Consider the following 25,515-nt stretch of genomic DNA (forward strand, 5'->3'; position numbering starts at 1 on the left):
TGTTTGTAATAAGTGTTGGAGCAGTGCAAAGGTAGTTTCAATCTTTTTTTGAAGCAGGCCTATGCTGGTTTCCTCCCCGATCTGTTTATATTTGTTACCAATGAACTATAACGTTAAACATCTCCAAATCTATCTAATTTTTCTGTGTGTCGTCACATTTTTTTCCTGTAAACAGGCAGAGAAGCCTAATGTGGATGATATAAAGCTTGATATTAAGGTCGAAAGGTTCGATCAGGATTTGTATGCGGGAAAGAGTAAAAAACTGGCAGAAGCAGATTTAATACTGCGTAAAAAGTACAATTACTTTTATGACGATTATATCCACAGAATGGTCGGTGACAGAAGTTACAGCGATGCTGAAATCTTAAGTACGTTGTATAAAGATCAGGCTTATACAGACCTGAATCAGGAAGCAGACAGCGTGTTCAGGGATATGAAACCTATAGAGAAGGATTTGACACAGACTTTCAAATACATTAAATATTACTATCCTAAAACCAGGATCCCCCGGTTCATTTCTTTCGTTTCCGGTTTCGCCGTTCAAACTCCCATTGGAGATGGATATATGGGCATAGGCCTGGATATGTTTTTAGGTAAAGACAGTAAATTTTACAGGGCAATTGTAAAAAGTGTACCCTTATATTTATCAAGGCGGTTCACCCCTGACTATGTGGTACCCCGCATCACGGAGACTTTTGCCAGAGAAGAACTCTTCCCTGAAAAAGATGAGGACCATTCCCTGTTGGCCAAAATGGTCGAAAACGGAAAGATTCTTTATTTTATGGATAAAGTACTGGATGACAAAACTCCGGATACACTTAAGATAGGCTATACCGCAAAACAGCTGGAATGGTGTAAAACTTTTGAAGGAAATATCTGGGCATACCTGATTGAAAATAAGCTATTGTTTGAAACAGACAATCAGAAAATACAGATGTATGTGAGTGAAGCGCCTTTTACTCCGGGTTTAGGGGTAAAAAATGAATCTGCTCCTAAACTGGGTGTATGGATAGGCTGGCAGATGGTCAGGAAATATATGGCTGAAAATCCAAAGGTTACTTTGCAGGAGCTGATGAAAGAGCCAGATCCGCAAAAGATATTAAATGGGGCAAAATATAAACCCAAAATGTAAGATTATGAGGAAGAAAGTAGGACTTGTTTTATCGGGAGGCGGAATTAGGGGCATTGCTCACCTTGGTGTTTTAAAAGCATTAAAGAATGCAGGAGTGACCTTTAGTCATATCAGCGGAACAAGTGCAGGTGCGATAGTGGGTGCTTTTTATGCCGCAGGAATTGATCCGGAACATGCATTGGACCTGTTTATCAAAACCAGGCTGCTGCGTTTTGTAAGACCGTCTCTAGGTGCATTGGGGCTGGTGAGTATTGAACATACCGAGCAGTTACTGATGGAATATTTTCCGGATAATAAAATTGAGAACCTGAATATCCCGCTAACTATTGCCGCGACGAACTTTAGTGAAGGTAAACTGGTCTATTTTACAGCAGGACATTTAATTAAAGCTGTACAAGCTTCCTCTTGTATTCCGGGAATCTTCAAACCCATTATGATTGATGGAAAGATGTATGTAGATGGTGGAATTCTGAATAACTTTCCGATTGAGCCTTTGCTGAATAATTGCGATTTTATTATCGGGTCTTCTTGTAATCACCTGAAGCCGGTAAATGTGATGACCAATATTACCGCTTTAATGTCCAGAGCAGGATTAATGTCTGTCAATAAGGATATGGAACAGAAATCTGCCTTCTGTAACCTCTTGATAGAGCCTAAAGGAATGGGTGAAATCGGTACGTTCGACATGAAGAAAGCTGAAACCATTTATTGGCTGGCTTATGAAGAAACACTAAAAACCATTCAGCACAATGAAGCTTTTAAAGAGTTAATCAAAGAAATTAATACGCCGGACGAAGACTTATAAACCTGCTTTTAAAGCAACCAGCTGGTCACCTTCCAGTACAGGAATTGCCTGGCAAATATTGGTCTGCAAACAGAATTTCACATCTTCTTCAATATTCAGTGCAACCATTCGGTGACTGTGAGAAGATTTATGGATATAAGCCCTTAAATCATCCTTAGCCAGCAGATAAAGATCTTCTGCGGCTACACTTGCATCGTCATAATGCGTAAATCCACTGCGGAGCTGGTTCACTACCGCGCCCGCAAAAATAGTGTCTTCCAGGTTAAACTGGTCTTTCCACCCTGCGCACAGCAGTAATACATCTTTTTCCTGAGTCTTAAGCCATTCACATAATGCCTCTAAATTCAGAAAAGAACCAATCACCACCTGACTTGCACGTTTTCTGGCCAGATGAAGCGCCTTAGTACCATTGGTGGTCGTCAGGACAATAGTTTTACCCGCAACTTTTTCAGCGGTATAGGAAAACGGGGAATTACCGAAGTCATAGCCTTCAACTACTTCCCCGTTTCGCTCTGCTGCCAGCAAATAATCTTTACCTGCATAACTCATGCATTCTTCTACCTGCGCTACCGGGATAATTGCCTGTGCACCGTTGTCAATTCCATAAACCATGGAAGAGGTTGCTCTTAAAATATCAATGACTACGACAATACTATTTTCAATAGCGTATAAATCAATAAGGGCAGGTGTCAAACAGACTTCTATCTTTCTTTGCATGGTAAAGGAGGGCGGCAGTTTATTTATAAAATGGGAACTTTACTACTTTTGCTTTAATGGAAGTATTACGGATGCTGATATAGATCTCGTTACCTTCTTTAGCATGTTCTTTAGCCACATAACCAATTCCGATTGCTTTTTGCAACGATGGAGACTGTGTACCTGAAGTTACTTTTCCGATTACGTTTCCTTCTACATCAACGATTTCATAGTCATGACGGGGAATACCACGGTCAATCATTTCAAAACCTATCAGGCGACGTTTAACACCAGCTTCTTTCTCTGCAAGTAAAGCTTCAGAGTTGGTGAAGGCTTTAGTGAATTTAGTCACCCATCCTAAACCAGCTTCAATTGGAGAAGTTGTATCATCGATGTCGTTTCCATATAAACAGAAACCCATTTCCAAACGTAAAGTATCACGTGCACCTAAACCAATTGGCTTAATGTTAAAAGCAGCACCGGCTTCAAAAACAGCATTCCAAACAGTCTCTGCATGCTCATTATCGCAATACAACTCAAAACCACCAGCACCTGTATAACCAGTTGCAGAAACAATCACGTTATCTACACCAGCAAACATGCCTTTAGTGAAAGTATAGTATTCCATAGAAGCCAGGTCAATATCAGTTAAGCTTTGTAAAGCTTCTGCTGCTTTAGGCCCCTGAACTGCTAATAAAGAAGTTTTATCAGAGATATTGTGCATTTCTACACCTTGTGTATTGAATTTCTGAATCCAGTTCCAGTCTTTTTCTATGTTCGAGGCGTTAACCACCAGCATATAAGTTTTTTCATCAATTCTGTAGATCAATAAATCGTCTACAATACCGCCATCTTCATTTGGAAGATAAGCATACTGAACTTTACCATCATATAATTTTGAAGCATCATTGCTGCTTACACGTTGAATCAGGTCTAATGCATTTTCACCCTTCAGGATGAATTCACCCATGTGGCTTACGTCAAAAACGCCTACGGCTTTTCTAACTGTAGCATGTTCTGCATTAATGCCTTCGTATTGAACGGGCATATTGTATCCTGCAAATGGAACCATCTTGGCCCCTAATGAAATATGTTTTTCTGTTAACGCGGTATTATTCATGCGATATTGCTCTTAAAATTGAGGGCAAAAGTACATAAAAATTATGCATTTACTAACCGCTGATAGACATTCAGCATCCTTTGTGAAATAGTAGCCAGGTTATGATCTCTTTCGGCTGTTCTGCGGGCATTCTCGCCGATTTCGCGCCACCGGTTCGGATGAGTAATACATTGCAGGATGCAGCGGTAAAACTCATCAGCAGTGTCCGCAATCAGGATATCCTTCCCGTTTTCACAGTTCAGTCCTTCTGCTGCGTAGGTGGTGGCAATAATACATTTCTTCATCGCCATCCCTTCGATAATCTTTACCCGCATCCCGCTACCTGAAAGTAAAGGTACGATCATGATCGCTTTGGAATTCATAAACTCAATAGCGTCGAAAACTTCCCCTTCTACGACCAGGTTATCTGAGTCATACTCATAAAAATGCTGTGGCATACTTTTACCTGCTACATAAAACCGGAGTTCAGAGCTGAGTTTTTCTATATCCGGCCAGATCTCTTCTATAAACCATTCCAGCCCTTCTTTATTGGGCCGCCAGTCCATTGCCCCCAGGTGAAATAAAGTAGGGAAACTCGTTTTGGAAAGGTCAATGGTATATTTCTCAAAATCCAGGGCTACGGGGAATACTTCAATCCCTATTTCGCAGCCAAAAGAAAGAATGCTCTGCCTGTCCGGATTACTGATCGCAAAGATCTGGTGAAAGCGGTTAATTTGTTCGGTCTCATAGATCTTCAGCCTGCGCGCTAAAAACTGAAGGTATTTACGTCTTGGGGTAAACCGTTCGGAGGTTGCCAGGCGTTCCCATACATCAAAGACAATATTGTGTGCCCGGTAAATCAGCTTAGCCTTACTGTAGCTTTTAACCACCTCCAGATAAGGCACGACAAATAACCCCTCGAACTGGATAATATCGAATTCATTTTCCCGGAGGATGTTCTCCAGCAACTTTGCCGCATCATCATCATAAAATCTGGAAACGTTGTAAGACTCGTTGGAGAAGATGTTGAAAAACGCACCCCACAAATTAACTTCTGTATCGAGATCAAAAGAATGAAATTTGATCCGGTCATAAACCGGATCGTAAATATCATCCACATCTACCCGGTGTTTATTGGTGTTGATACTGAACAAAGTAATATCCACCCCCAAATTGAGCAATCCTTTCATCGTATTATAGACTACAATCGGATAACCACTGTTTGGAGGAAACGGGACTCTGTTGCTAAGTATAAGTGTTTTCAATAAGTGAAAATACGAATTATCCCGCGTTATCTATAACGAGAATTCTTTCAGGATCACTTATTGCAAAAGTTTTACGGTGATAAGGAGTTAGTCCGTGCATTAAGGCAGCAGAACGGTGAACTTTAGTCGGATAACCTTTATTTTTCTTCCATTGATAAACAGGAAACTGATCTGCCAGATTATCCATGTATTCGTCCCGGTGTGTTTTTGCCAGGATAGAGGCAGCAGCAATATTTAAATATTTACCATCTCCTTTGATGACACAGCTATGTGCGATACCGGGATAAATTTTAAAACGGTTCCCGTCGATACTTAAAAAACCAGGCTGAACAGTAAGCTTTTCAATTGCCCTGTGCATGGCCAGAAATGAAGCATTCAGGATATTTATTTCGTCAATTTCGTGGTTATCTACAGCGCCGACAGCCCATGCAATTGCTTCTTTTTCTATAATTGCTCTTAAAGCGACGCGCTGTTTATGTGTTAGCTTTTTCGAGTCGTTCAGTTCTCCGGCAACAAAATCCAGTGGTAAAATTACAGCGGCTGCATAAACAGGCCCGGCTAAACAGCCTCTGCCGGCTTCATCGCAACCTGCTTCTAAAAATTCTTGTTGAAAACAGTTTAATAACATCCCGTAAAGTTAAGGGATTTTTTAAACCAGTGTACCTGGAGATTTCACTTTAAAAGCGTCACTTAATCCGATAGCCATCAGATTAAAGGCATAAACGGTAAGCATAATTGCCATTCCGGGTAAAATTGCGAGGTAAGCAGCATCCATTACGATATAACCATAGTTTTCTTTGATCATTCCTCCCCAGCTAGCCATGGGTGGCTGTGCGCCAAAACCTAGAAAACTCAAACCGGTTTCCAGTAAGATCGCTGAAGCAAAATTAGCGGAGGCGATAACCAATACAGGGCCGGCAATGTTGGGTAAAATATGACGGGTAAGGATACGAAAAGTTGGAAAACCCAATGCTCTGGCTGCTTCTACAAACTCGGCTTCTTTCAGCGCCATCACCTGCCCGCGGACTAACCTGGATACATCTACCCACGTAGATAAGCCAACTGCGATAAATATCTGCCAGAAACCCTTTCCTAAAGCAAAAGAAATCGCGATCACCAGTAACAGTGAAGGTAAAGACCAGATGACATTCATCAGCCAGCTGATTACTGAATCTGTCATTCCTCCAAAATAACCTGCCATTGCACCTAAACTTAAACCGATACTCATGGAGATCAGTACGGCCAATAAACCTACCGATAAAGAAACACGGATTCCCAGAATCAGGCGGCTCAGTAAGTCTCTTCCGTAGCCATCAGTACCTAACCAGAAGGTCTGCTGATAAATGTGCTGTTTTAAATAGGACTGATGACTGGCGGGAAGCAGAATACTGCTTTCAGCAGCATCTTCGTCATCACCAATGTATTCTTTGATCCATAAATGATTTCCTGCGATCCTGTAGCCTGTAATCGGGATACTTTTGAATTCAGCTTCCTGCCCGTAAAGCATCTTCTCCAGGAAATTGACTTTCCTGAAATCCGCGTTCTGGCTGATGACCAGAAACTGGAATGACCTTCCCGGTTTTTTATTGCTTAATTGTAAGTGCATGGTATTAGCCATTGGCGTCTGATCTGGCGTAATCAAATAGCCGAGTATACCCATCACCAAAAGCAACAGAATAAATATTAGTCCTCCAACGGCAGGTTTATTTCTTTTAAACCTGCCCCATATTCTTTTTGAGGGGCTAACACTTTGTTCCATTATTTAACCATTCTACCCTTCCAGTTATATTTACCTGAATTACCAGCCACACCAATGTAAATGATATACAAGACATGCAGTACATTCAATACGGGTAATAAAACCATCAGACTTCTTCTTTTAGCGAATTTAGTCACATCCATCAGGAATATAAATTCCACAATTATTTTCAGCAGCAACTGGATCAGTGCAATTTTAAGGAAACCAATAAAGAACAAACCAACCAGCAGGTTTAACAGGATACTGACATTGAAAAACCAGATAAATACACCCAGTACAATGATAGATTTATTTTTATAGCGGGTACTTTTTGAAGCCCAGCGTTTACGTTGCTGTAAAAATTCTCCAAGGTTAGGTTTGGCATGTGTGTAAACCATGGCATCCGGATTTCTAAGAAACCCTATATGATTGTCATAACGGGCAGCAATTTTATGTAAAAGCAACTCATCATCTCCCGAAGCCAGATCATCTATTCCCTGAAAACCACCAACTTCATAAAAAGCTGCTTTTTCATAGGCTAAATTAGCCCCGTTACAGGTAGAAGGTTTTTTATTTCCTATCGTAGAAGCCCCTAAACCAATCAGGTAAAGGAATTCCAATGATTGTGCTCTTTCGAAAAAGCTTTTCTCTTCATCATATGCCACTGGCGATGAAATCATTTTATAACGATTCTGCTCGTAAAAAGCGATGATTGTTTTAAGCCATGCGGTCCCCATCCGGCAATCTGCATCTGTGGTAATGATTAAATCACCGGTAGCCTGACCAATCGCGGTCTGTATCGCTTTTTTCTTATAAGAATTTAAGGCCTGATTTTCTTTCAGAGAGATCAGTTTTACGCCCGATGCAGCATATGATCTGACAATTTCTGCTGTATTGTCTGTCGAGTGATCATCAATAAAGATGATTTCTGTCAATGCTTTATTGTAATCCTGTGCGAGCAGGGATTCTATAGTGCGGTGAATATTATCAGCTTCATTACGGGCGGCAACAATAATAGAAACAGAAGTAGTGCCCGTAGTTTGCTTATACCTGAAAGGGATCAATTTATGCCAGCCACGGATAAATCCGGCAACAACGAGAAGATAAATGAGGGTTAAAAATGCGGATAGGTAACTAACGACGATTAAGACTTCCAAAAAAATTTAATTTAAAAACAAAATATGAACCTAATATAGCAGGAATAATAATATTAATGAGCCAGATGCTTGCAGTACATGCAATCACAGCGACATCCTGTTTGGTTACAAAGCTAAAAAAATAAGACGCAGTTGCGCTTCTTATCCCAATATCAAATAAATCCAGAGAGGGCAGCGTAGATTGTACAAAAAACAGGATACAAACCATCATCAGGATGTCCAGATAATGAATATCAGCAATCAGCCAGTAAAACATAATAAAGTATTGCGTGCTAAACACTATGTAACGCGCAAGGCAGAACATCAGTATCTGAAAAAGTTCTTTCTTATGGTAACGTCCAAGAATACTGTAGAATTTTTTATATTTTCTGGTAAAACGCATGGAAAGCAATAAGCCATTTAACCAGCGGATATTAAAGAAAAATGTTAAGAAAAACAGGCAGAACATAGCTGCAAGTACTATAATCGCATAATTGAGCCGATAATCGAGATGCAGGAAACGCAGCAGAAAAACACTCAGCGCAATTGCCCCGAAAATATTTGTCAGTACCATCTGGCCAATATTCCCTACCGCCATCGCTACAACGCCAATAATCCTGCGTTTAGGAGAAAGGAAAAACACCCTGCCACCATATTCGCCCAACCTGTTCGGCGTAAAGATCGCCAGTGTTAAACCACAGAATACAGATTCTATGGATTGCCATAAACTCAGCTTTTCTATTTTTCGCAACAGCCTTTTCCATTTGAGGGCTTCCAGTCCCCAGTTCACCAGCATTAATAACAATACCAGTGAAATTACGGCAATGATTTCGGTACGCGGGATGGTAGAGATGATCCCCCTGAAACTTTCAAGGTTAGCATTTGAAGTGAGTTTATGATAGATGAACCAGAATGCGAAAGCAACGATAGTTACTTTTATAGCATAGGAAAATATACGTTTATAGTCAGATCTCAAATTATCGTTTCTTTTATATTGTGCAAATATGCTTAATATTGTTCTATGTTGGCTGAAAAAAAGGAGCGGGTAATCATGGGTATCGACCCTGGAACCGCAGTGATGGGTTACGGTGTAATCCTGGAGAAAGGGAGTAAGATAGAACTGATAGCGATGGGCATCGTAAAGATGAATCATCTGGATGATCATTTTCTGAAATTACAACGTATTTTCGCCAAAACGGTAGGTTTGGTAGAGCAGTATAAACCAGATGTCATGGCACTGGAAGCTCCGTTTTATGGAAAGAATATACAAGTTATGCTTAAACTGGGCAGAGCACAGGGAATTTGTATGGCAGCAGCATTATCCAGAGATGTACCGATCACAGAATATGCGCCAAGAAAAATCAAACAAGCAATTACAGGGAACGGAAGCGCAGGAAAAGAGCAGGTTGCAGCTATGTTGCAGCAGTTACTGAAGTTCAGAGAAACTCCTGAATTTCTGGATGCCACTGATGGACTGGCTGTTGCAGTATGCCATTCTTTCCAGCGGGTACCCACAGGTGGCAGCGGTAAATCTTATTCCGGATGGGATGCTTTTGCAAAAGACAATCAGAAAAGAGTGAAATAGTAGTACATTTGAATTTAATCAATTTCAATTTTGGATAATAACATATCAAAACTAACCTTATTTAATCCCAGCAAATTACGGACGTTATTGTCACTGGGATTTAAGGGATATTTAGCAGATCAGGGCTGGTTTAAGGCCCGTGAAACGAAATCAGCAGTAGATCAGAATGGAGAAGCTATTCCTTGGGTAACTTATGCTTTTATTGATTTTATTAAAGACAGGATCACTAAACAGCATGACATTTTTGAATTCGGCTGCGGAAATTCTACGATCTTTTACGCAAAAAATGCCAATTCTGTAACCGCCGTGGAACATGATAAAGCATGGTATGAAAGAAATGCAGCGATCAAAATCCCGAATGTAGAAATGATTTATTGCGAGCTGGTTCGTGGAGGTGCTTATTCTAAAAGTGCAGTAACGACTGGTAAAAAGTTTAACATTATTATTGTAGACGGCAGAGACCGCGTTAACTGCTGCAAAGAATCGGTATTATCTTTAACAGAGGATGGAGTAATTGTACTGGACAATTCAGAACGTCCGGATTATGCAGAGGCCTTTACTTTTTTCAAAGCAAAGGGATTTAAACACCTTCCTTTTACAGGTATGAGCCCCGGAGTAACAACTTCAAACTGTACTTCGGTATTTTATAAGAGCAATAACTGTTTAGGGATATAATCAGAAAACCTTAAGCATAAAAAAGCCTTCTGTAAGTTATTTACAGAAGGCTTTTTTATTTATATTTTCCGGGATTATGAACCTAGTATTTTGAATACTGCTTTACAGCAAATAAATGCACCAAGGAATAATACGATCCATGATACCAGAGATAAAGTAGTTGAGTCAAATGCGAAACGCAAATAAACTCCTAACATGCTCACAACGATACCCGCAACCAATAATTTATATATTGATGTTTGATTTGCATTTTGCATGCTTTTAGTATTGTGTTTTGGCGTTTGCTCCATTTTTTTATTTTTTAATTCTGCTGCAAAATTAATATTATTCCAGCAAAAAAAGCATGTTCAACTAAGAATTTATTGAATAATGTTCCTAATAGCTTTTTAAGCCCTCGATTCTTTGCTTTGATCTTTCTGTTTCGCTCAAATGACCACCTTTATATAATAGTTTTTCCCAATCGCCATACATTGGATTAGGCAATACAATGAAGTGATTCCCAAATTCTTGCTGCGCTCTATCGACTTCCTCTTTCGTATTCTTTCCTTCTCTGTAAAAGACATTGGAAAAGTCACTCAGGTTATCTCCGCAAAGCAGCAATATATTGTATTTTCCAAGCACCTGCTGTCTGCGTGCTTCCTTATCAGAAGTTCCTTGTTTAACCATCAAATGCGCCTCGTCAGCGTAAGGAAATCCTAAGCGCTGTAAGTTAGTCAGCGTAGCTTTATAATCCACCTGATCGCGGTTGGTGATGTAAAATGTTTCTACTTTTTGAGTCTGTGCATATTTTAAAAATCCCAATGCTCCAGGTACCGTATCAGCCGCTGCTTTAGCTGTCCATTCCGACCAGTCTTTAGCTGCATAACTTAATCCTTTTTGAATTTCATGTCCCTGAAAAGTAGAATTGTCCAAAACAGTTTCATCTATATCCACCACCACACAACTTGGTTTGGTTGTATCCACATCTTTTAAGCGCTCCTGCAAAGAAAGTTTAGCAAAATTATATGCCTGAAAAGACAGTGCTCTGTACTCTCCTGAATGTTGTTGCCAGGCTACAGCAATGGTATAGTCTTTTGCCGCCTCAGCAGCTGGATTGGTTTGCGCCATTAAACCTAATGGAAGCAATAAAGCTAAGGCAACCGGAAAAGAAATCTTGATCATGATAGAAATGTTTCCGCAAAACTAATTATTCAGAACCCGCAAAAAGTTATTTATATGTAAAAAGGCCGTTATCTAATGACAACGGCCTTTTTATTATAGTTTTTAACGTGAGTATTATCCGTTCAATGCAGCAGCACCACTTACAATCTCTGTAAGCTCTGTAGTAATTGCAGCCTGACGTGCCTGGTTGTATGAAAGTTTTAAAGCTTTCAACAGGTCACCCGCGTTTTCTGTTGCTTTATCCATTGAAGTCATCCTTGCTCCGTGTTCTGAAGCATGAGAATCCAATACCGCTTTGAATAACTGAATCTTAATCGACTTAGGAATTAATTCTTTAACGATTTCCTCTTTTGAAGGCTCAAGAATATAATCTACCTGGTGCTGATGAGTTTCTTCTGCTTTTTCGTTTTGTGGTAAAGGCAATAACTGTTCAGTAGTCAAAATCTGTACAGCAGCATTTTTGAAACGGTTATAAACTAATTCTACTTTATCATAATCACCGTTTTTAAAGCCGGCCATAATTGAATCAGTAATTTTAGTTACGTTTTCAAACGTTAATGCAGTATAAACCTCGTTATTGTTTCCAATAACATTGTAGTTTCTCTTTTCGTAGAAATCCTGAGATTTTTTTCCAATAGCTAAAATACTTACATTTCCATTTTTGTACTGCTCACTGTATTTCTCAGCGATCAGGTTGTTAGTAGCCTTGATTACATTCATGTTGAATGCACCAGCTAAACCACGGTTTGAAGATACCACTACGATTAATACTTTATTAGGCTCGCGTTCCTCAGTATATGGTGATGAAGATCCTTCCAGGTTGGCAGAAAGATTCCCTAAGATCTCTTTTAGCTTCGTAGCATACGGACGTAACTGTATAATAGCATTAGTTGCACGCTTCAGCTTAGCTGCCGAAACCATTTTCATGGCTTTGGTGATCTGCTGCGTAGACTGCACTGATGATATACGAATTCTTACTTCTTTTAAATTAGCCATTCTTTTTTAATCTTCTTTAAGCCTGTTTAAAAATTAAACAGGCTCTTTTATTTTATTTAGTATTTACCTGCTAATTCTTTAGCTACAGTTTCCAATACAGATGTAATTGCATCATCCAGTTTACCAGCTTTTAAAGCAGCTAATGTTTGTGGGTGACGTAATTCCAATTGTTGTAAATATTCAGCTTCAAATGCTCTGATTTTATTTACAGGAACTGAACGCATCAGGTTTTTAGTACCAATATAAATGATCGCAACTTGTTTCTCAACAGTCATTGGAGAGAACTGACCTTGCTTTAATATCTCAACGTTTCTTGAACCTTTATCCAGTACAGATTTTGTTGCTGCATCTAAATCAGATCCGAATTTAGAGAAGGCCTCTAATTCACGGTATTGAGCCTGGTCTAATTTCAAAGTACCAGCTACCTTTTTCATTGATTTAATTTGTGCGTTACCACCAACACGTGATACCGAGATACCTACGTTGATTGCCGGACGTACACCTGCGTTAAACAAGTTAGATTCTAAGAAGATCTGTCCGTCAGTAATCGAAATTACGTTTGTTGGAATATAAGCAGAAACGTCACCAGCCTGAGTTTCGATAATAGGTAAAGCAGTTAATGAACCACCACCTTTAACGATACCTTTCAGAGATTCAGGTAAATCATTCATCGCTTGTGCGATCTCATCGTTAGAGTTGATTTTAGCAGCACGTTCTAATAAACGACTGTGCAGGTAAAACACGTCTCCAGGATAAGCCTCACGTCCCGGTGGACGACGAAGTAATAAAGATACCTCACGGTAAGCTACTGCCTGTTTAGATAAATCATCATAAACAATCAGTGCCGGACGACCTGTATCACGGAAGTACTCACCAATTGCTGCACCAGAGAACGGAGCATAAAACTGCAATGGAGCAGGATCAGCAGCCGAAGCAGAAACAACAACTGTATAAGCCATTGCACCATTTTCTTCAAGCGTACGCACAACGTTTGCTACAGTACTTGCTTTCTGACCACAAGCAACATATATACATAAAACAGGGTTACCTGCTTCATAAAATTCTTTTTGATTGATGATAGTATCAATACAAACAGCACTCTTACCTGTCTGACGGTCACCAATAACCAGCTCACGCTGACCACGGCCGATAGGAATCATCGCATCAATAGCTTTGATACCTGTTTGAAGAGGCTCATTAACTGGCTGACGGTAGATTACACCAGGAGCTTTACGTTCGATTGGCATTTCGTAAGTCTGACCAATGATTGGTCCCTTACCGTCGATAGGTTCACCTAATGTATTAACTACACGGCCCAACATACCTTCACCAACTTTAATAGAGGCAATTTTTTTAGTACGTTTAATTGTATCGCCTTCTTTGATCGTGCTCGATGGGCCTAATAAAACCACACCAACATTATCTTCTTCAAGGTTCAAAACAATACCCTGCAAGCCTGTTTCAAATTCAACTAGCTCACCTGATTGAACTTTAGTCAAACCATAAACACGGGCAATACCATCACCCACTTGTAATACGGTACCAACTTCTTCAAGTTCGGCTTCTGATTTAAAGCCCGACAATTGTTGCCTGATAATTGCCGATACTTCGTCTGGTCTTACCTCTACCATAATTTTATATTATTTCTTTTGTAATTCTGTATATTGTTATCGGACTAAACCACGCCGTGGGCCAATTCCTTTTTTAATTTGTTTAGACTACCAGCAATACTGGCATCAAATTGTTTGTCACCAACTTTAAGAATAAAACCACCGATTAATTTATCGCTGATCTTTTCTTTGATGATAACCTGATTTGCGCCAATCTCTCTTTTAACAACGCTGATAATCTCTGCTTTATTCGCATCAGTCAATGCTATAGCTGATAATACTTCGGCAGTTACAATACCTTTGATAGTATTATATTGTCTGACAAATGCTTTCGTAGTATCAAATAAAATAGCAGCACGACCTTTACTGACAAGCAATTTCAGATAAGATATAGTAATCGCGTGAACGCTCTTACTGAAGATCCCTTCCAAAATAGAATATTTTTTATCCAGAGGAATCACAGGATTCTGAAGAATAGCCTCTAGCTCACTGTTTTGATCAATAACCTGCTCAATAAGAACCATATCATTCTTCATCTCTTCCAAAGCATTTTGCTCTGTAGAAAGATCAATTAATGATTTGGCGTATCTTGATGCTGCTTTATTTTCTGACATGTTATTTTAATTTGTTGGCAAGGAATTAGTTCAATTCAATATCTTTCAATAAATCAGCAACGAAATCCTGTTGCTTAGCTTTATCAGCTAACTGATTGCGCAATACGCGTTCAGCAATATCAATTGATAATGATGAAACCTGATCTTTCAATTCAGCTAAAGCAGCTTTCTTTTGATTTTCAATTTCAATTCTTGCTTTTTCAATTAATTTAGCGCCTTCAGTCTGTGCTGAATGTTTCGCTTCATTAACGATTGAATCTTTTAACGTTTTCGCTTCTTTCAGCATCAAGTCTCTTTCTGCACGGGCTTCTTTCATCAATTCCTCGTTCTGTGCAGCTAAGCGTACCATTTCCTGTTTCGCTAATTCAGCTTTGTTTAAAGCCTCATCAATATTATGCTCACGTTCTTTGATAGCCGCTAATACAGGTTTCCATGCAAACTTGGCCAAAACAAACATCAACAATAGAAATGCTATTGTCTGAAAAACAACTAAACCAATTTCCGGTACTAATAATTCCATCTAAGTATATATATTAAATCTTTATTTCTTAAATCATAGTATGTACTTTGCAGCAATCCTGCAAAGTACATGACCATTTTTTTTAGTTGGCAATTAATGCAACAACTACTGCGAAAAGAGCAACCGCTTCAACGAAAGCAGCAGCGATTAACATCGCAGTTTGAATTTTAGAGGCTGCTTCTGGTTGACGAGCAATACCTTCCATAGCTGAACTACCGATTTTTCCGATACCTACTCCAGCGCCAATAGCAGCTAAACCAGCACCAATTGCAGCAATACTTCCTGTAATCATGATTATATATATTAATTGTTGTTAAAAAATTCTAATTAATGGTGTTCTTCTATCGCCATTCCAATGAATAACGCAGATAACATAGTAAAAATAAACGCTTGTATAAAAGCAACAAGCAATTCGATTGCTCCGATAAACAATGCAAATGGAACCGATACTAACGAAACATAAACAGAGTTGAAAACGAAGATCAAACCAATCAGTGATAACATCAGAATGTGACCAGCGGTGATGTTTGCAAATAAACGAATGGCAAGTGCAATAGGTTTAGTGAATACACCAATGATCTCAACAGGTACCAATACGATATATAACCACCATGGTACATCAGGAGTAAAGATGTGCTTCCAGTAATATTTATTACCGTTGGTTACCACAATGATTAAAGTGATCACTGACAATACCGCAGTAACTGCAATATTTCCTGTTAAGTTAGCCCCTCCCGGAAGGAATGGAACCAGACCCAGCATGTTGTTGATCCAGATAAAGAAAAACACAGTTAACAGGTATGGCATGAAACGCTCATACTTGTGTCCTAAGTTTGGCCTTGCGATATCATCACGTACAAACAGGATAAGCGGCTCAACCCAGGATTGTAATCCTTTTGGAGATTTACCTGCTCTCTTTTTGTAACCGTTGGCTACATTAAGAAATACAAGAAGCATAACAACTACCGAAAGTATTAAAGTACATACGTTCTTAGTGATAGAGAAATCAAGAGGGCGTGCATTTGCTACATGGTGATCAGCACCAAGTTCTACATATTCTCCTTCTGCGTTTGCAGTTTCAGAGGCATAGTAAATCTTTTCGTGCAATTTCACAAAACGCTGGCCGGCACGTTCGATTACTAATTTCGCTTCATCATCTCCATGAAACTCATTAGAATTAAACATCACCAATCCACCTTGCGTATACAAAATGACAGGCAGGCCAATAAAAGTATCCCCGATTACATGCCAGCTATGCGAATCCGCAATGTGGTGTAAGGCGAACTTACCTAAATTGAACTTCTTCTCAGCCTCTGGTTCGGCGTGAGCGGCTACGGTTGCTTTCGATGTGTCTTCCTGTGCATATAACAGGGGTGTTACAAAGAATAACGCTAAAAAAAGCGTAAAAACAAGGGTTAACCTATTAACTTTAAAATCAAAAACGTGGCTACAATCCATTTACTGGCAGATTTTTACTTATTATTTTGGTGGCGCAAGTTACATAACAGCGAGTATATTTCAAAGAAGCTGAACAATAAATATAAAGAAAAAAAGTTGAGGGCGAAAACCAACCCCTTTTCTTTAGTGTTCAGGCTGTAAATCAGTACAAAAGCCATAGAAAATATCATTTTCAAAACAATTGATCCCATAATCGCCATAATACCTGTCTCCGGATCCATTTTTATCCCCAGATAAGCCATCACATAGGCTATATAGGTGAGTCCTCCTATAAAACCAAACAGCAACCAGAACTTCTTAGCGAGTAAGGTAACATTTGGAAATAATACAGGTAAGGCAAAAGCGACCCCGACAAGGAGCAGCGAATAAATCAGATAGTACAACGTAAACTTTAAAACACTCAAAATACTTTTTTTTGACAAAAGTATTAAAATTAACAGACAATATAGGTGTTAGTCTTTACTATTCAGTTGTCTGATAACCTGATATAAGGAAATGATCACTCCCAAAAGGCCGAGCAGCGCCGTAAAAATCATTTTATCAGTATTTCTATACTGGTCAATTTTATAACCCGCAAAAGCAAATATGCCAATGGTAGCCAGCATCTGGAAACCCATCCCGGTATACTTTACAAAATTTGCTGATTTTTTCTCTTTTGGCTCGTCATTCATGAGGTTAATGTATTTAGCGGCTATAAAATAGAAGGAGGTAATAAATTTATAACAGCTTCTTAAACGGGCTCTTATAAAAAATTAATAATTTGCACAGAAATATTGATGAATAAAATATTTTTGCATACATTCTATCATATTTTAAATGTTGACTCAAACTACTTATTTGAAGAATCTCCGACGCTCCAGTTTGAAATTGTTATTATTTTACCTGGGAAGCTCTTTATTAGTGGCTTGTAGTACGCCTAAAGATACGGCAACAAGCAGGGCTATGCAAAATTTAACTGCACGTTATAACTATATTTATAACGCGAATGTTATTCTTAACAATTACGAGGAAGAATCGTATACCAACTATATAGACAACTACAGTGACGTTTTACCCATCTATACTGATCCTGAAAAGTTCAGTTCAGAAAGCGTCCTCCATGCACCAGCCAATGACAGGGCACTGGATGCCATCATCAAAAAATCAAGAGCCATTATTGCTGATAAAGCTTTCAGTAATTATATAGATGATGCTTACCTGCTATTGGGTAAAGCCTATTATCTTAAAACCAATTATTTCGTAGCCGAAGAATACTTCGATTATACCGCCAAAACCTATACGAAAGACATGAATGTGCTGATTACGGCACAAAACTGGAAAGCAAGAAGTTTGATGCAGCTCAATAATATGGATGATGCCGCAATTATTCTTGATACCGTTTATGATAACCTGGAACTGGTAAAGAAAAAAAGATCTGAACCTTACGGAACTATTGCGCAATCTTATATCTATCAGAACAGATACAACGACGCCATCCCGATTCTGGAAAAAGCAGTCAAAGAAAGTCAGCTGCACCGCAACCGTATCCGCTGGACTTATATCCTGGCGCAGTTGTATGAGCGTCAAAAAAAGTACAAAGAAGCTTTAGCGCTTTATACTAAAGTACAAAAAAGTAATGCTGGCTTTGAATTATACTTTAATGCGAACCTGAACAGAATTAAAGTTACGGGGATCCTTAACGGAGAACACCTGAACCGGAAGAAGGAATTGCTGGCTTTACTTAAAGATGATAAGAACCTGGACTATCATGACCAGATTTACTATCAGATTGCGGAAGACTATGCCGAAGAAAATAATATCACCGAAGCAGAAAAGTTCTATAAGTTATCTATCCGGAACAGTACCAGGAACAATTATCAAAAAGGGTTATCTTATTTGAGGATGGCTGACCTTAATTTTAATAAGCACAAAGATTTTCTGAAAGCAAAAGCATACTATGACAGTACAGTAACGGTATTGCCAAAGAATTATCCCGGATATGCACAAATCGTAAAAAAGAGTCAGAACCTGGAATATATCACTGACAGGTACGATGTTATTGCTTACCAGGACACCCTGCAAATGCTTGCTAAACTTCCTGAGGCGGAGCGTATCGCCAAAATCAAAAACCTGACGAAGATTAAAGTGGCTGTAGCTGGAAATAACGGAGCTTTCAGGAATAATCTTTTTCCGGACGCGACGCGGCGTAACAATGCGGGCGCACCAGCAACAAGTTCCTTTTACTTTAGTAACCCAGCTGCTTTAAGCAGAGGTTATACAGACTTTCTGACTAAATGGGGCAATAGAAAACAAGAAGATAACTGGAGACAGAGTATCAAATCATCTTCACAAACCACTTCCGAAAGTATTGCTAAAGTAGAGAATGATGGCTACCCGACAGACAAAATCGGGATGGAGAAAACGATAGCTGATAAAGATACGACAGGTAAAAAATACATGGCTGCCGTTCCGCTGACTGTTGAAGCGGTCAAAGCTTCGAATGAAAAAATAATTGACGCTTATTACGAAATTGCAAGTTTCTATCAGCAGGAACTGGATGATCAGCCTGAGGCCATCCGGATCTATCAATTGATATTAAGCAGATTTCCTGATAACAGCCATCTGGGTTCTGTTTATTATAGTTTATACCTGTGTTATCAAAAAACAGATCCTGCGAATGCGGCTAAATATAAAGCATTGGTACTGGACAAGTTTCCAGGTAGTGTTTACGCAAAAACGATCCTTGATCCGGACTATTCTATCAAACAGTCTGATCTTGAAGCCGCAGGAATTAAAAGATACAACCAGGTATTCGAATTGTATGAAGGAAAAGCATTTCCTTCGGTGATTACTGAGGTGAATACTACGGTTCAGCAATATCCGGCTGGTTCGATCAATCCTCAATTGAGTTATCTGAGAGCTATAGCCATTGGAAGAACACAACAGATTGATAGCTTAACAGCAGCATTTAAGGCGATTACCAACGCTTATCCGGACGATAAATTAATCGTCCCGCTGGTTAAAGAACACCTGGCTTATATTGCTACACACCAGGGTGAATTCCGTAAAAGAAGAGTTGCATTACCAGACTTTGATCCGGCTGAACCTCGCTTCTTTACTTCAGCTCCTGTAGCCGAAAAAACGGTTCAACCGATTGCTCAACCTGATCTTCAGCCCATTGCAAAACCGGTAAAGGAAGACGTTACTGCGGCTGCTAAACCAAACGTTACTCAACCAACTGTGATTAAGGAGCCGTCAGCCATTACCAAACAGGTTCCGGTTGTTCCACCGGTAACTACTAAAGATATCCCGGTTACTCAGCCGCAGGTAGCCGTTGTTAAAACCGATGTTCCACCAGCTACCCAACCTGTACCTGTTCCGGAAACACCTGTTGCGGCTGTAGTTACTCCGGAAATCACAACCCCTGTTCCGGTAAAAACGGCAGAAGTTCCTGCTCCGCGTCCGGTTATTATAGATAAAACATTCAGTACAGAAATATCTAAAGTCTATTATTTTGTGATTGATGTGGCAGATGCCAGCCTGACCTTAAGCTCTTCACGATTTGGAATCGGCCAATTTAACCGCGGAAACTTCCCGGGAGCAGGTTTGAAACATCAATTAACAGAATTTGACAATGACCAACTGATATATGTTGGGAACTTTCTTAGTTTTGCAGAAGCAAAAAGTTACGCTGACGGAATAACTCCTCAATTAAAACAGATCATGAAAGTCCCTGCTGGCACGTACAGCAGTTTCATTATCAGTAAGGAGAATTTCGAAAAGCTCCGGAACAAGGATCTGGTAACTAAATATTTAGATTTCTACAAAAACAATTACTAAAAATGACCAAAAATATTTCGGCGGCAGAGATAAAAAGCTATAATATTACGCTCTGGAAGTTACTGATAGGTGCAATGATCCTGTTTGCAATCTTTATTGTTGCAATCGGCTTTGGGCTATTTGGAACGCTGCCTTCTTTCAGAGATATTGAACACCCTAAAAGTAATCAAGCTACTGAAATATTAACTGAAGATAAAAGGGTATTAGGTACCTATTTTGTACAAAACCGCTCTAATGTAACTTATCCCGAAATTTCTCAGAATGTAATTAATGCGCTGATTTCTACAGAAGATACCAGGTTTAAAGAACATTCAGGAATTGACTTCAAGCGTACTTTCACGATTATATTTTACAATTTAGTGGGTAAAAAACAAGGGGCAAGTACAATTACACAACAATTAGCCCTTAACCTTTTCTCGGAAGAAGGCCGTCAAAAGAATTTCTTCAAACGTTTAATGCAGAAATTCCAGGAATGGATTGTCGCGGTAAAACTGGAACGTAACTTTACCAAAGAAGAGATTATTACGATGTACCTGAATACTGTGGATTTTGGTAACCAGGCTTATGGAATTAAATCTGCGGCAAGAGTTTATTTCAATACCACACCAGACCAGCTAACGGTAGCACAGGCAGCTACGTTGGTCGGGCTGCAAAAAGGAATTACCCGCTACTCTCCTACCCGTAACCCGGAAAGATCATTAGCCAGACGAAATACAGTCATGTCAAATATGGTTAAAGAAGACCTGCTGACCCAACAACAGTTTGACGAAGAAAAAGCAAAACCTTTAGCCCTTAAATTCAGTGCAGCAACTGTAAATGATGGAATTGCTCCGTATTTCAGAGCGGTATTGAAAAATGATATTAAGAAAATCTTCCAGGAACGCTCTATCTTAAAAGCAGATGGTACGCCATATGATCTGGACAGAGACGGACTAAAAATTATCACGACCATCAATTACGACATGCAAGTCTATGCCGAAGAAGCGCAAAGGGATGCGATGAAAGTTTTACAGGCACAATTTACAAAAGGCTGGAAAGGTAGAAACCCTTTCAAGGACAAAGAAATGCAGATTGAGCAGGGTATTAAAAGATCTGACCGCTATAAAGCTTTACAGCTGGAAGGAAAATCGGAGTCAGAAATTAAAGCAGACTTCAATACCCCGACCGAAATGAGCATTTTCACGTGGAAAGGAAATCTGGATACGCTGATGAAACCGGTGGATTCGGTAAAATATTATAAACTGCTGTTAAGAAATGCCATGATGGCAATGGATCCGAAAACAGGATACGTTAAAGCATGGGTTGGCGGTATCAATTACGAACATTTCAAATACGACCAGGTTAAAATGGGAACCAGGCAAGTCGGTTCAACAGCTAAACCTTTTACTTATTCGGTAGCTATAGAAAATGGTTATTCGCCGTGTTACCAGGTCTTGAATGAGCCGGTAACAATTGAAGTTCCGGGCAGTGCGCCATGGACGCCAAAATCGGGCGGTACTCTACCGGGTTACATTACTTTGCAGAAAGCCCTCGCCTTCTCTCAGAATTATATCGCTGCTTACCTGATGAAGCAAGTAGGCCCTACTGCGGTCGCTACATTGGCTAAAAGAATGGGGATCACTTCAAATGTACCTGCTTATCCATCTATCGCGTTAGGCTCATTTGATGCCTCTGTATTTGATATGGTAGGCGCTTATAGTGTATTTGCAAATAAAGGTGTCTGGACGCAACCAACTTATATTTTAAGAATAGAAGATAAAAACGGAGTGGTACTGTTCTCTCAAACGCCACAAAAACACCCTGCAATGAACGAAGATGTTGCTTATGTGATGACACGTATGCTGGAAGGTGTAGTGAAAACCGGTTATGGTTATGGCCTGATCAGTAAATACGGGTTGAAAAACCCTATTGGTGGTAAAACCGGAACGACACAGAATAACTCTGATGGATGGTTCGTAGGGATTACCCCTGATCTGGTTGCCGGCGTGTGGACAGGTTGCGAAGACCGTGCATTTCACTTTATCAGTACCAGAGAAGGTGAAGGTTCTAAAACAGCCATGCCTATTTTTGGTGGTTTCTTAAAGAAAGTCTATGCCAATCCTAAATTAAAAGTAGGCAAAGGCGACTTTGAAGTCCCTAAAAGCGGTGTATCTATCACTTACGATTGTAACCAATATCAACAGCAACAAACGGATACTACAGAACTGGACAAGAAGCTGGGTTTTTAAATGAGCATTTTTGATTACAAAAAGGCATTAGCCGATATTCCGCATAAACCCGGTGTTTATCAATACTGGGATCAGGAAGATACGCTCATTTATATTGGCAAGGCCAAAGATTTAAGAAACCGTGTCGGCTCTTATTTCAATCAGGACAACCAGATGAATGGTAAAACGCGGGTATTGGTTTCCAAGATCCGCAAGATTACTTTTACCATTGTTGATACTGAAATTGATGCCTGGCTGCTGGAAAACAGCCTGATTAAAAAACATCAGCCAAGGTATAATATCATGCTGAAAGATGATAAGACCTATCCATGGATTATTATCAAGAAAGAACCCTTTCCGCGTTTATACTGGACACGGAAAATGATCAAAGATGGTTCCACTTATTTTGGCCCTTATGCCTCTGTAGGGATGATGCATACCATTCTTGACCTGATTAAAGAAACCTATCCTTTACGTACCTGTAATCTTCCGCTAACGGACGAGAACATCCATGCCGGCAAATTCAAAGTCTGCCTGGAATATCAGATTGGCAATTGTAAGGGACCTTGTCAGGCTTATCAATCGGACGAAGATTATGATCAGAGTATAGCGGAGATCAAAGATATTCTGAATGGAAAAATCGGTAATGTAATCAAGGATGTAAAGCTGGTCATCAAAAAAGCAGTCGACGAACTAAATTTTGAATATGCCCATCAATATCAAAAAAAGTTACTGGTCTTAGAAAAGTATCAAAGTAAATCAACTGTAGTCAACAGCTCAATCACCAATGTAGATGTGGTGAGCATTGCTTCTGATGAGCGTTACGCTTTTGTCAATTACTTAAAGATCATGAATGGAAGTATCATTCAGACGCAAACGATAGAGATCAAAAAACGTCTGGACGAATCTGATGAAGAACTGCTTACCCTGGCTATTACTGAATTCAGGACGAAGTTCAGCAGTACTTCCAGAGAGATTATCGTTCCTTTTGATATTAAACTGAAGGATGAAAATTTAAAGTTTACTGTTCCCAAGCTGGGTGAAAAGAAAAACCTGCTGGAACTTTCCCATAAAAATGTATTGTTCTTTAGACGTGAAAAGCTGAACCAATATGAAAAGCTAAATCCTGATTTAAGGTCTGAACGCATTTTAACACAAATGCAAAAAGATCTGATGCTGACCCAGCTGCCTGTTCATATTGAATGTTTTGATAACTCGAATTTCCAAGGTGCTTATCCTGTTTCAGCAATCGTGGTCTTTAAAGATGCCAAACCATCTAAAAAAGATTACAGGCACTTCAATGTGAAAACAGTAGAAGGCCCGAATGATTTTGCGACGATGGAAGAAGCTGTTTACAGGCGATATAAGCGCATGTTAGAAGAAGAGGAGTCATTACCTCAATTAATCATCATTGATGGTGGTAAAGGCCAGCTATCGTCCGCAGTAAGCAGTTTAAAGAAATTAGGGATAGAACATAAAGTTACGGTCATCGGTATCGCTAAAAGACTGGAAGAATTATATTATCCGGGAGATAGCTATCCGCTGCATCTGGACAAGAAATCGGAGACGTTAAAGGTTATTCAGCAGCTCCGTGATGAGGCCCACCGTTTTGGGATTACTTTCCACAGAAAGAAAAGAGATCAGGGCACTTTAAAGACCGAACTGGAGGATATTCCCGGTATTGGCAAAACCACTGCCGATAAGCTTTTACGCCAGTTTAAATCGGTTAAAAAGATCAGAGAAGCTACAGAAGCTGAATTGGAAAACGTACTGAACAAAGCACAGGTTAAAACCTTACTGGCTCATTTCGCTCCGAAGACTACTTAAACCCAAAGAAAAAGCGCCGCTATCTAATGATAACGGCGCTTTTATATTTTTATTTGATCAGGATCTTAGTATTCCCACAAACTTTGTTCGTAGTCTGCCATCCCTTTTTTAATCCTTTCAGATTCGTATAATTTTCTTGGATCTTTAGGATCAGTCTGATTCAGGATCTCCACGATTGTTTTATTGGCAGGGTTTGTCTCTTTCACAATATTACTCGAGAACAGCCGTCTGACAAAGAAATCATCGAAAGTTAATACTGACGCATCATTGGATGGATCCTGTAATTTTTTCTTACTTAATATAGTCCGGGCTTCATCGTAATAGATCCAGAATACGGGCTGCCAGTTACCTTCTACCATTTTCATAGGGGCAAGGCCGACAATACGTGGTTCAAAGATTGATCTTTTAACATCCAGAATCCAGTCTTCTTTAATTCTGTATTTTAAGAATTCATCCGCTCTTAAGCGTTTCAATACCGGATCTCCTATTTTACCTTTTTCATCAGCTTCTCCTTCAGAAGTCCCTCTTGCATTTCTCAATGCTTCGGCCGAAGTCAAAGCAATCTTGAAAGAGTCATTATCTTCCAATACTTTTCCAGCAGTGGTATCTTTAGGGGAATAAGCTGTTAACTCCTCATTTCCAATTGCTTCCAGCAGGATTTCTATCAATTTAGAGCTTTCAGTATTCAATACTGAATTGATAGTATCACGTAAATCAATTTCTCTCCAGATACGTTTAGAATAAAACACATCTTCTTCTCTGACATCTGCGTAAGGAACCATTACACTGCTATCTACATCTTTTCTCGCAAAGAAACCATCTTTTGGAGGAGTCTTAATCTTCGATTTTTTAAGCAAAGGTGTTGTCGCTGCCGCCGCTGTTGTAGCAACCGGTGCATTAACCGATGGTGTATTTACGGCCGGGGTGTTTACAACCGGTGTATTCACAGCAGGGGTACTAACTACTGGCGTATTAATCGGTACAGCTGTTTCAGGCGCTGGTTTAGCTGCATCTGTAGCAGGTACCGTAACCGCGTCTGTAGCAGGAGCCGATTTTGTTGGCTTTACCTTCGGACGCTGACTAACGATTGGTTTTACAGGTTTGCTCTGAGCGAACACCCCGGTTCCCACGAACAACAGGATAATCAGATATAGAAATTGTTTCATCTTGAT

General features: G+C 39.6%; 25 protein-coding genes. 7 read left to right on the top strand and 18 right to left on the bottom strand.

All coding sequences use genetic code 11. The features are described 5' to 3' along the window. Positions 1 to 100 precede the first annotated feature (100 nt). Positions 101 to 1,132: a gliding motility lipoprotein GldB gene (gldB, locus tag HDE70_RS21955; RefSeq protein ID WP_183866066.1), complete on the top strand. Its 1,032-nt coding sequence runs from the start codon at positions 101 to 103 to the stop codon at positions 1,130 to 1,132. A gap of 4 nt (positions 1,133 to 1,136) precedes the next feature. Next, positions 1,137 to 1,937: a patatin-like phospholipase family protein gene (locus HDE70_RS21960; protein ID WP_183866067.1), complete on the top strand. Its 801-nt coding sequence runs from the start codon at positions 1,137 to 1,139 to the stop codon at positions 1,935 to 1,937. Here the strand turns inward: HDE70_RS21960 and HDE70_RS21965 are convergent. From HDE70_RS21965 to HDE70_RS21995, 7 genes are read right to left on the bottom strand one after another with little or no spacing between them, the layout of a single operon-like run. After that, positions 1,932 to 2,654: a 2-phosphosulfolactate phosphatase gene (locus HDE70_RS21965; RefSeq protein WP_183891838.1), complete on the bottom strand. Its 723-nt coding sequence runs from the start codon at positions 2,652 to 2,654 to the stop codon at positions 1,932 to 1,934. The two genes, HDE70_RS21960 and HDE70_RS21965, sit on opposite strands and share 6 nt — an antisense overlap. A gap of 19 nt (positions 2,655 to 2,673) precedes the next feature. After that, a complete protein-coding gene (gcvT, locus tag HDE70_RS21970; protein ID WP_183866069.1) occupies positions 2,674 to 3,753 on the bottom strand; it encodes a glycine cleavage system aminomethyltransferase GcvT in 1,080 nt (359 codons plus the stop codon). A gap of 41 nt (positions 3,754 to 3,794) precedes the next feature. Beyond that, a complete protein-coding gene (locus HDE70_RS21975; RefSeq protein WP_183866070.1) occupies positions 3,795 to 4,997 on the bottom strand; it encodes a glycosyltransferase family 4 protein in 1,203 nt (400 codons plus the stop codon). 16 nt (positions 4,998 to 5,013) lie between these two features. Then, a complete protein-coding gene (locus HDE70_RS21980) occupies positions 5,014 to 5,625 on the bottom strand; it encodes a ribonuclease HII (RefSeq protein WP_183866071.1) in 612 nt (203 codons plus the stop codon). Positions 5,626 to 5,646: 21 nt separating this feature from the next. Next, positions 5,647 to 6,756: an ABC transporter permease gene (locus HDE70_RS21985; protein ID WP_183891839.1), complete on the bottom strand. Its 1,110-nt coding sequence runs from the start codon at positions 6,754 to 6,756 to the stop codon at positions 5,647 to 5,649. Further along, positions 6,756 to 7,892: a glycosyltransferase family 2 protein gene (locus tag HDE70_RS21990; RefSeq protein ID WP_183866073.1), complete on the bottom strand. Its 1,137-nt coding sequence runs from the start codon at positions 7,890 to 7,892 to the stop codon at positions 6,756 to 6,758. The genes HDE70_RS21985 and HDE70_RS21990 overlap by 1 nt, the downstream gene beginning before the upstream one ends. Next, on the bottom strand, positions 7,870 to 8,847 hold the full coding sequence (locus tag HDE70_RS21995; protein WP_183891840.1) for a lysylphosphatidylglycerol synthase domain-containing protein: 978 nt from the start codon (positions 8,845 to 8,847) through the stop codon (positions 7,870 to 7,872). Before HDE70_RS21995 ends, HDE70_RS21990 begins: the two co-directional genes overlap by 23 nt. A gap of 45 nt (positions 8,848 to 8,892) precedes the next feature. On the opposite strand from HDE70_RS21995, the gene ruvC reads away from it, so the two are divergent. Both ruvC and HDE70_RS22005 read left to right on the top strand, forming a co-directional pair. Then, positions 8,893 to 9,456: a crossover junction endodeoxyribonuclease RuvC gene (gene ruvC, locus HDE70_RS22000; RefSeq protein WP_183866075.1), complete on the top strand. Its 564-nt coding sequence runs from the start codon at positions 8,893 to 8,895 to the stop codon at positions 9,454 to 9,456. Between the two features lie 30 nt (positions 9,457 to 9,486). Further along, positions 9,487 to 10,131, top strand: coding sequence for an FkbM family methyltransferase (locus HDE70_RS22005; RefSeq protein WP_183891841.1), 645 nt, complete (start codon positions 9,487 to 9,489; stop codon positions 10,129 to 10,131). A 74-nt stretch (positions 10,132 to 10,205) separates the two neighbouring features. Here HDE70_RS22005 and HDE70_RS22010 read toward each other — a convergent pair whose 3' ends face one another. From HDE70_RS22010 to HDE70_RS22055, 10 genes are all read right to left on the bottom strand, one after another. Continuing rightward, positions 10,206 to 10,421, bottom strand: a complete 216-nt coding sequence (locus tag HDE70_RS22010; protein WP_084359345.1) for a hypothetical protein — start codon at positions 10,419 to 10,421, stop codon at positions 10,206 to 10,208. A gap of 85 nt (positions 10,422 to 10,506) precedes the next feature. Next, positions 10,507 to 11,292: a 5'-nucleotidase, lipoprotein e(P4) family gene (locus tag HDE70_RS22015; RefSeq protein WP_260161812.1), complete on the bottom strand. Its 786-nt coding sequence runs from the start codon at positions 11,290 to 11,292 to the stop codon at positions 10,507 to 10,509. Positions 11,293 to 11,406: 114 nt separating this feature from the next. Next, positions 11,407 to 12,288: an ATP synthase F1 subunit gamma gene (atpG, locus tag HDE70_RS22020; protein WP_068403871.1), complete on the bottom strand. Its 882-nt coding sequence runs from the start codon at positions 12,286 to 12,288 to the stop codon at positions 11,407 to 11,409. Between the two features lie 56 nt (positions 12,289 to 12,344). Further along, positions 12,345 to 13,919, bottom strand: a complete 1,575-nt coding sequence (gene atpA, locus HDE70_RS22025; protein WP_183866077.1) for a F0F1 ATP synthase subunit alpha — start codon at positions 13,917 to 13,919, stop codon at positions 12,345 to 12,347. 44 nt (positions 13,920 to 13,963) lie between these two features. Then, positions 13,964 to 14,512 (bottom strand): ATP synthase F1 subunit delta, encoded by a 549-nt coding sequence (gene atpH, locus HDE70_RS22030; protein ID WP_183866078.1) that lies wholly within the window; start codon positions 14,510 to 14,512, stop codon positions 13,964 to 13,966. A 25-nt stretch (positions 14,513 to 14,537) separates the two neighbouring features. Continuing rightward, positions 14,538 to 15,032, bottom strand: a complete 495-nt coding sequence (gene atpF, locus HDE70_RS22035; RefSeq protein ID WP_111634180.1) for a F0F1 ATP synthase subunit B — start codon at positions 15,030 to 15,032, stop codon at positions 14,538 to 14,540. A gap of 82 nt (positions 15,033 to 15,114) precedes the next feature. Further along, positions 15,115 to 15,321 carry an ATP synthase F0 subunit C gene (gene atpE, locus HDE70_RS22040; protein WP_041879754.1) on the bottom strand — a complete coding sequence of 69 codons (207 nt, stop codon included), beginning with the start codon at positions 15,319 to 15,321 and terminating at the stop codon, positions 15,115 to 15,117. A 38-nt stretch (positions 15,322 to 15,359) separates the two neighbouring features. Beyond that, on the bottom strand, positions 15,360 to 16,490 hold the full coding sequence (atpB, locus tag HDE70_RS22045; RefSeq protein WP_183891842.1) for a F0F1 ATP synthase subunit A: 1,131 nt from the start codon (positions 16,488 to 16,490) through the stop codon (positions 15,360 to 15,362). A gap of 14 nt (positions 16,491 to 16,504) precedes the next feature. Beyond that, a complete protein-coding gene (locus tag HDE70_RS22050; protein WP_183866081.1) occupies positions 16,505 to 16,894 on the bottom strand; it encodes a hypothetical protein in 390 nt (129 codons plus the stop codon). A gap of 48 nt (positions 16,895 to 16,942) precedes the next feature. Further along, on the bottom strand, positions 16,943 to 17,161 hold the full coding sequence (locus tag HDE70_RS22055; RefSeq protein WP_183866082.1) for an AtpZ/AtpI family protein: 219 nt from the start codon (positions 17,159 to 17,161) through the stop codon (positions 16,943 to 16,945). A gap of 166 nt (positions 17,162 to 17,327) precedes the next feature. Here HDE70_RS22055 and HDE70_RS22060 point away from each other — a divergent pair, with 166 nt between their 5' ends. From HDE70_RS22060 to uvrC, 3 genes are read left to right on the top strand one after another with little or no spacing between them, the layout of a single operon-like run. After that, entirely contained in the window at positions 17,328 to 20,309 is a 2,982-nt protein-coding gene (locus HDE70_RS22060) for a tetratricopeptide repeat protein (protein ID WP_183891843.1), read from the top strand. A gap of 2 nt (positions 20,310 to 20,311) precedes the next feature. Then, positions 20,312 to 22,537: a penicillin-binding protein 1A gene (locus HDE70_RS22065; RefSeq protein ID WP_183866084.1), complete on the top strand. Its 2,226-nt coding sequence runs from the start codon at positions 20,312 to 20,314 to the stop codon at positions 22,535 to 22,537. Beyond that, on the top strand, positions 22,538 to 24,343 hold the full coding sequence (gene uvrC, locus HDE70_RS22070) for an excinuclease ABC subunit UvrC (RefSeq protein ID WP_183866085.1): 1,806 nt from the start codon (positions 22,538 to 22,540) through the stop codon (positions 24,341 to 24,343). Positions 24,344 to 24,408: 65 nt separating this feature from the next. Here the strand turns inward: uvrC and gldN are convergent, their stop codons facing one another. Next, entirely contained in the window at positions 24,409 to 25,509 is a 1,101-nt protein-coding gene (gene gldN, locus HDE70_RS22075; protein WP_260161819.1) for a gliding motility protein GldN, read from the bottom strand. Between the last annotated feature and the right edge of the window lie 6 nt (positions 25,510 to 25,515).

Origin of the sequence: Pedobacter cryoconitis, assembly GCF_014200595.1 — a bacterium.
GTDB lineage: Bacteria > Bacteroidota > Bacteroidia > Sphingobacteriales > Sphingobacteriaceae > Pedobacter > Pedobacter cryoconitis_C.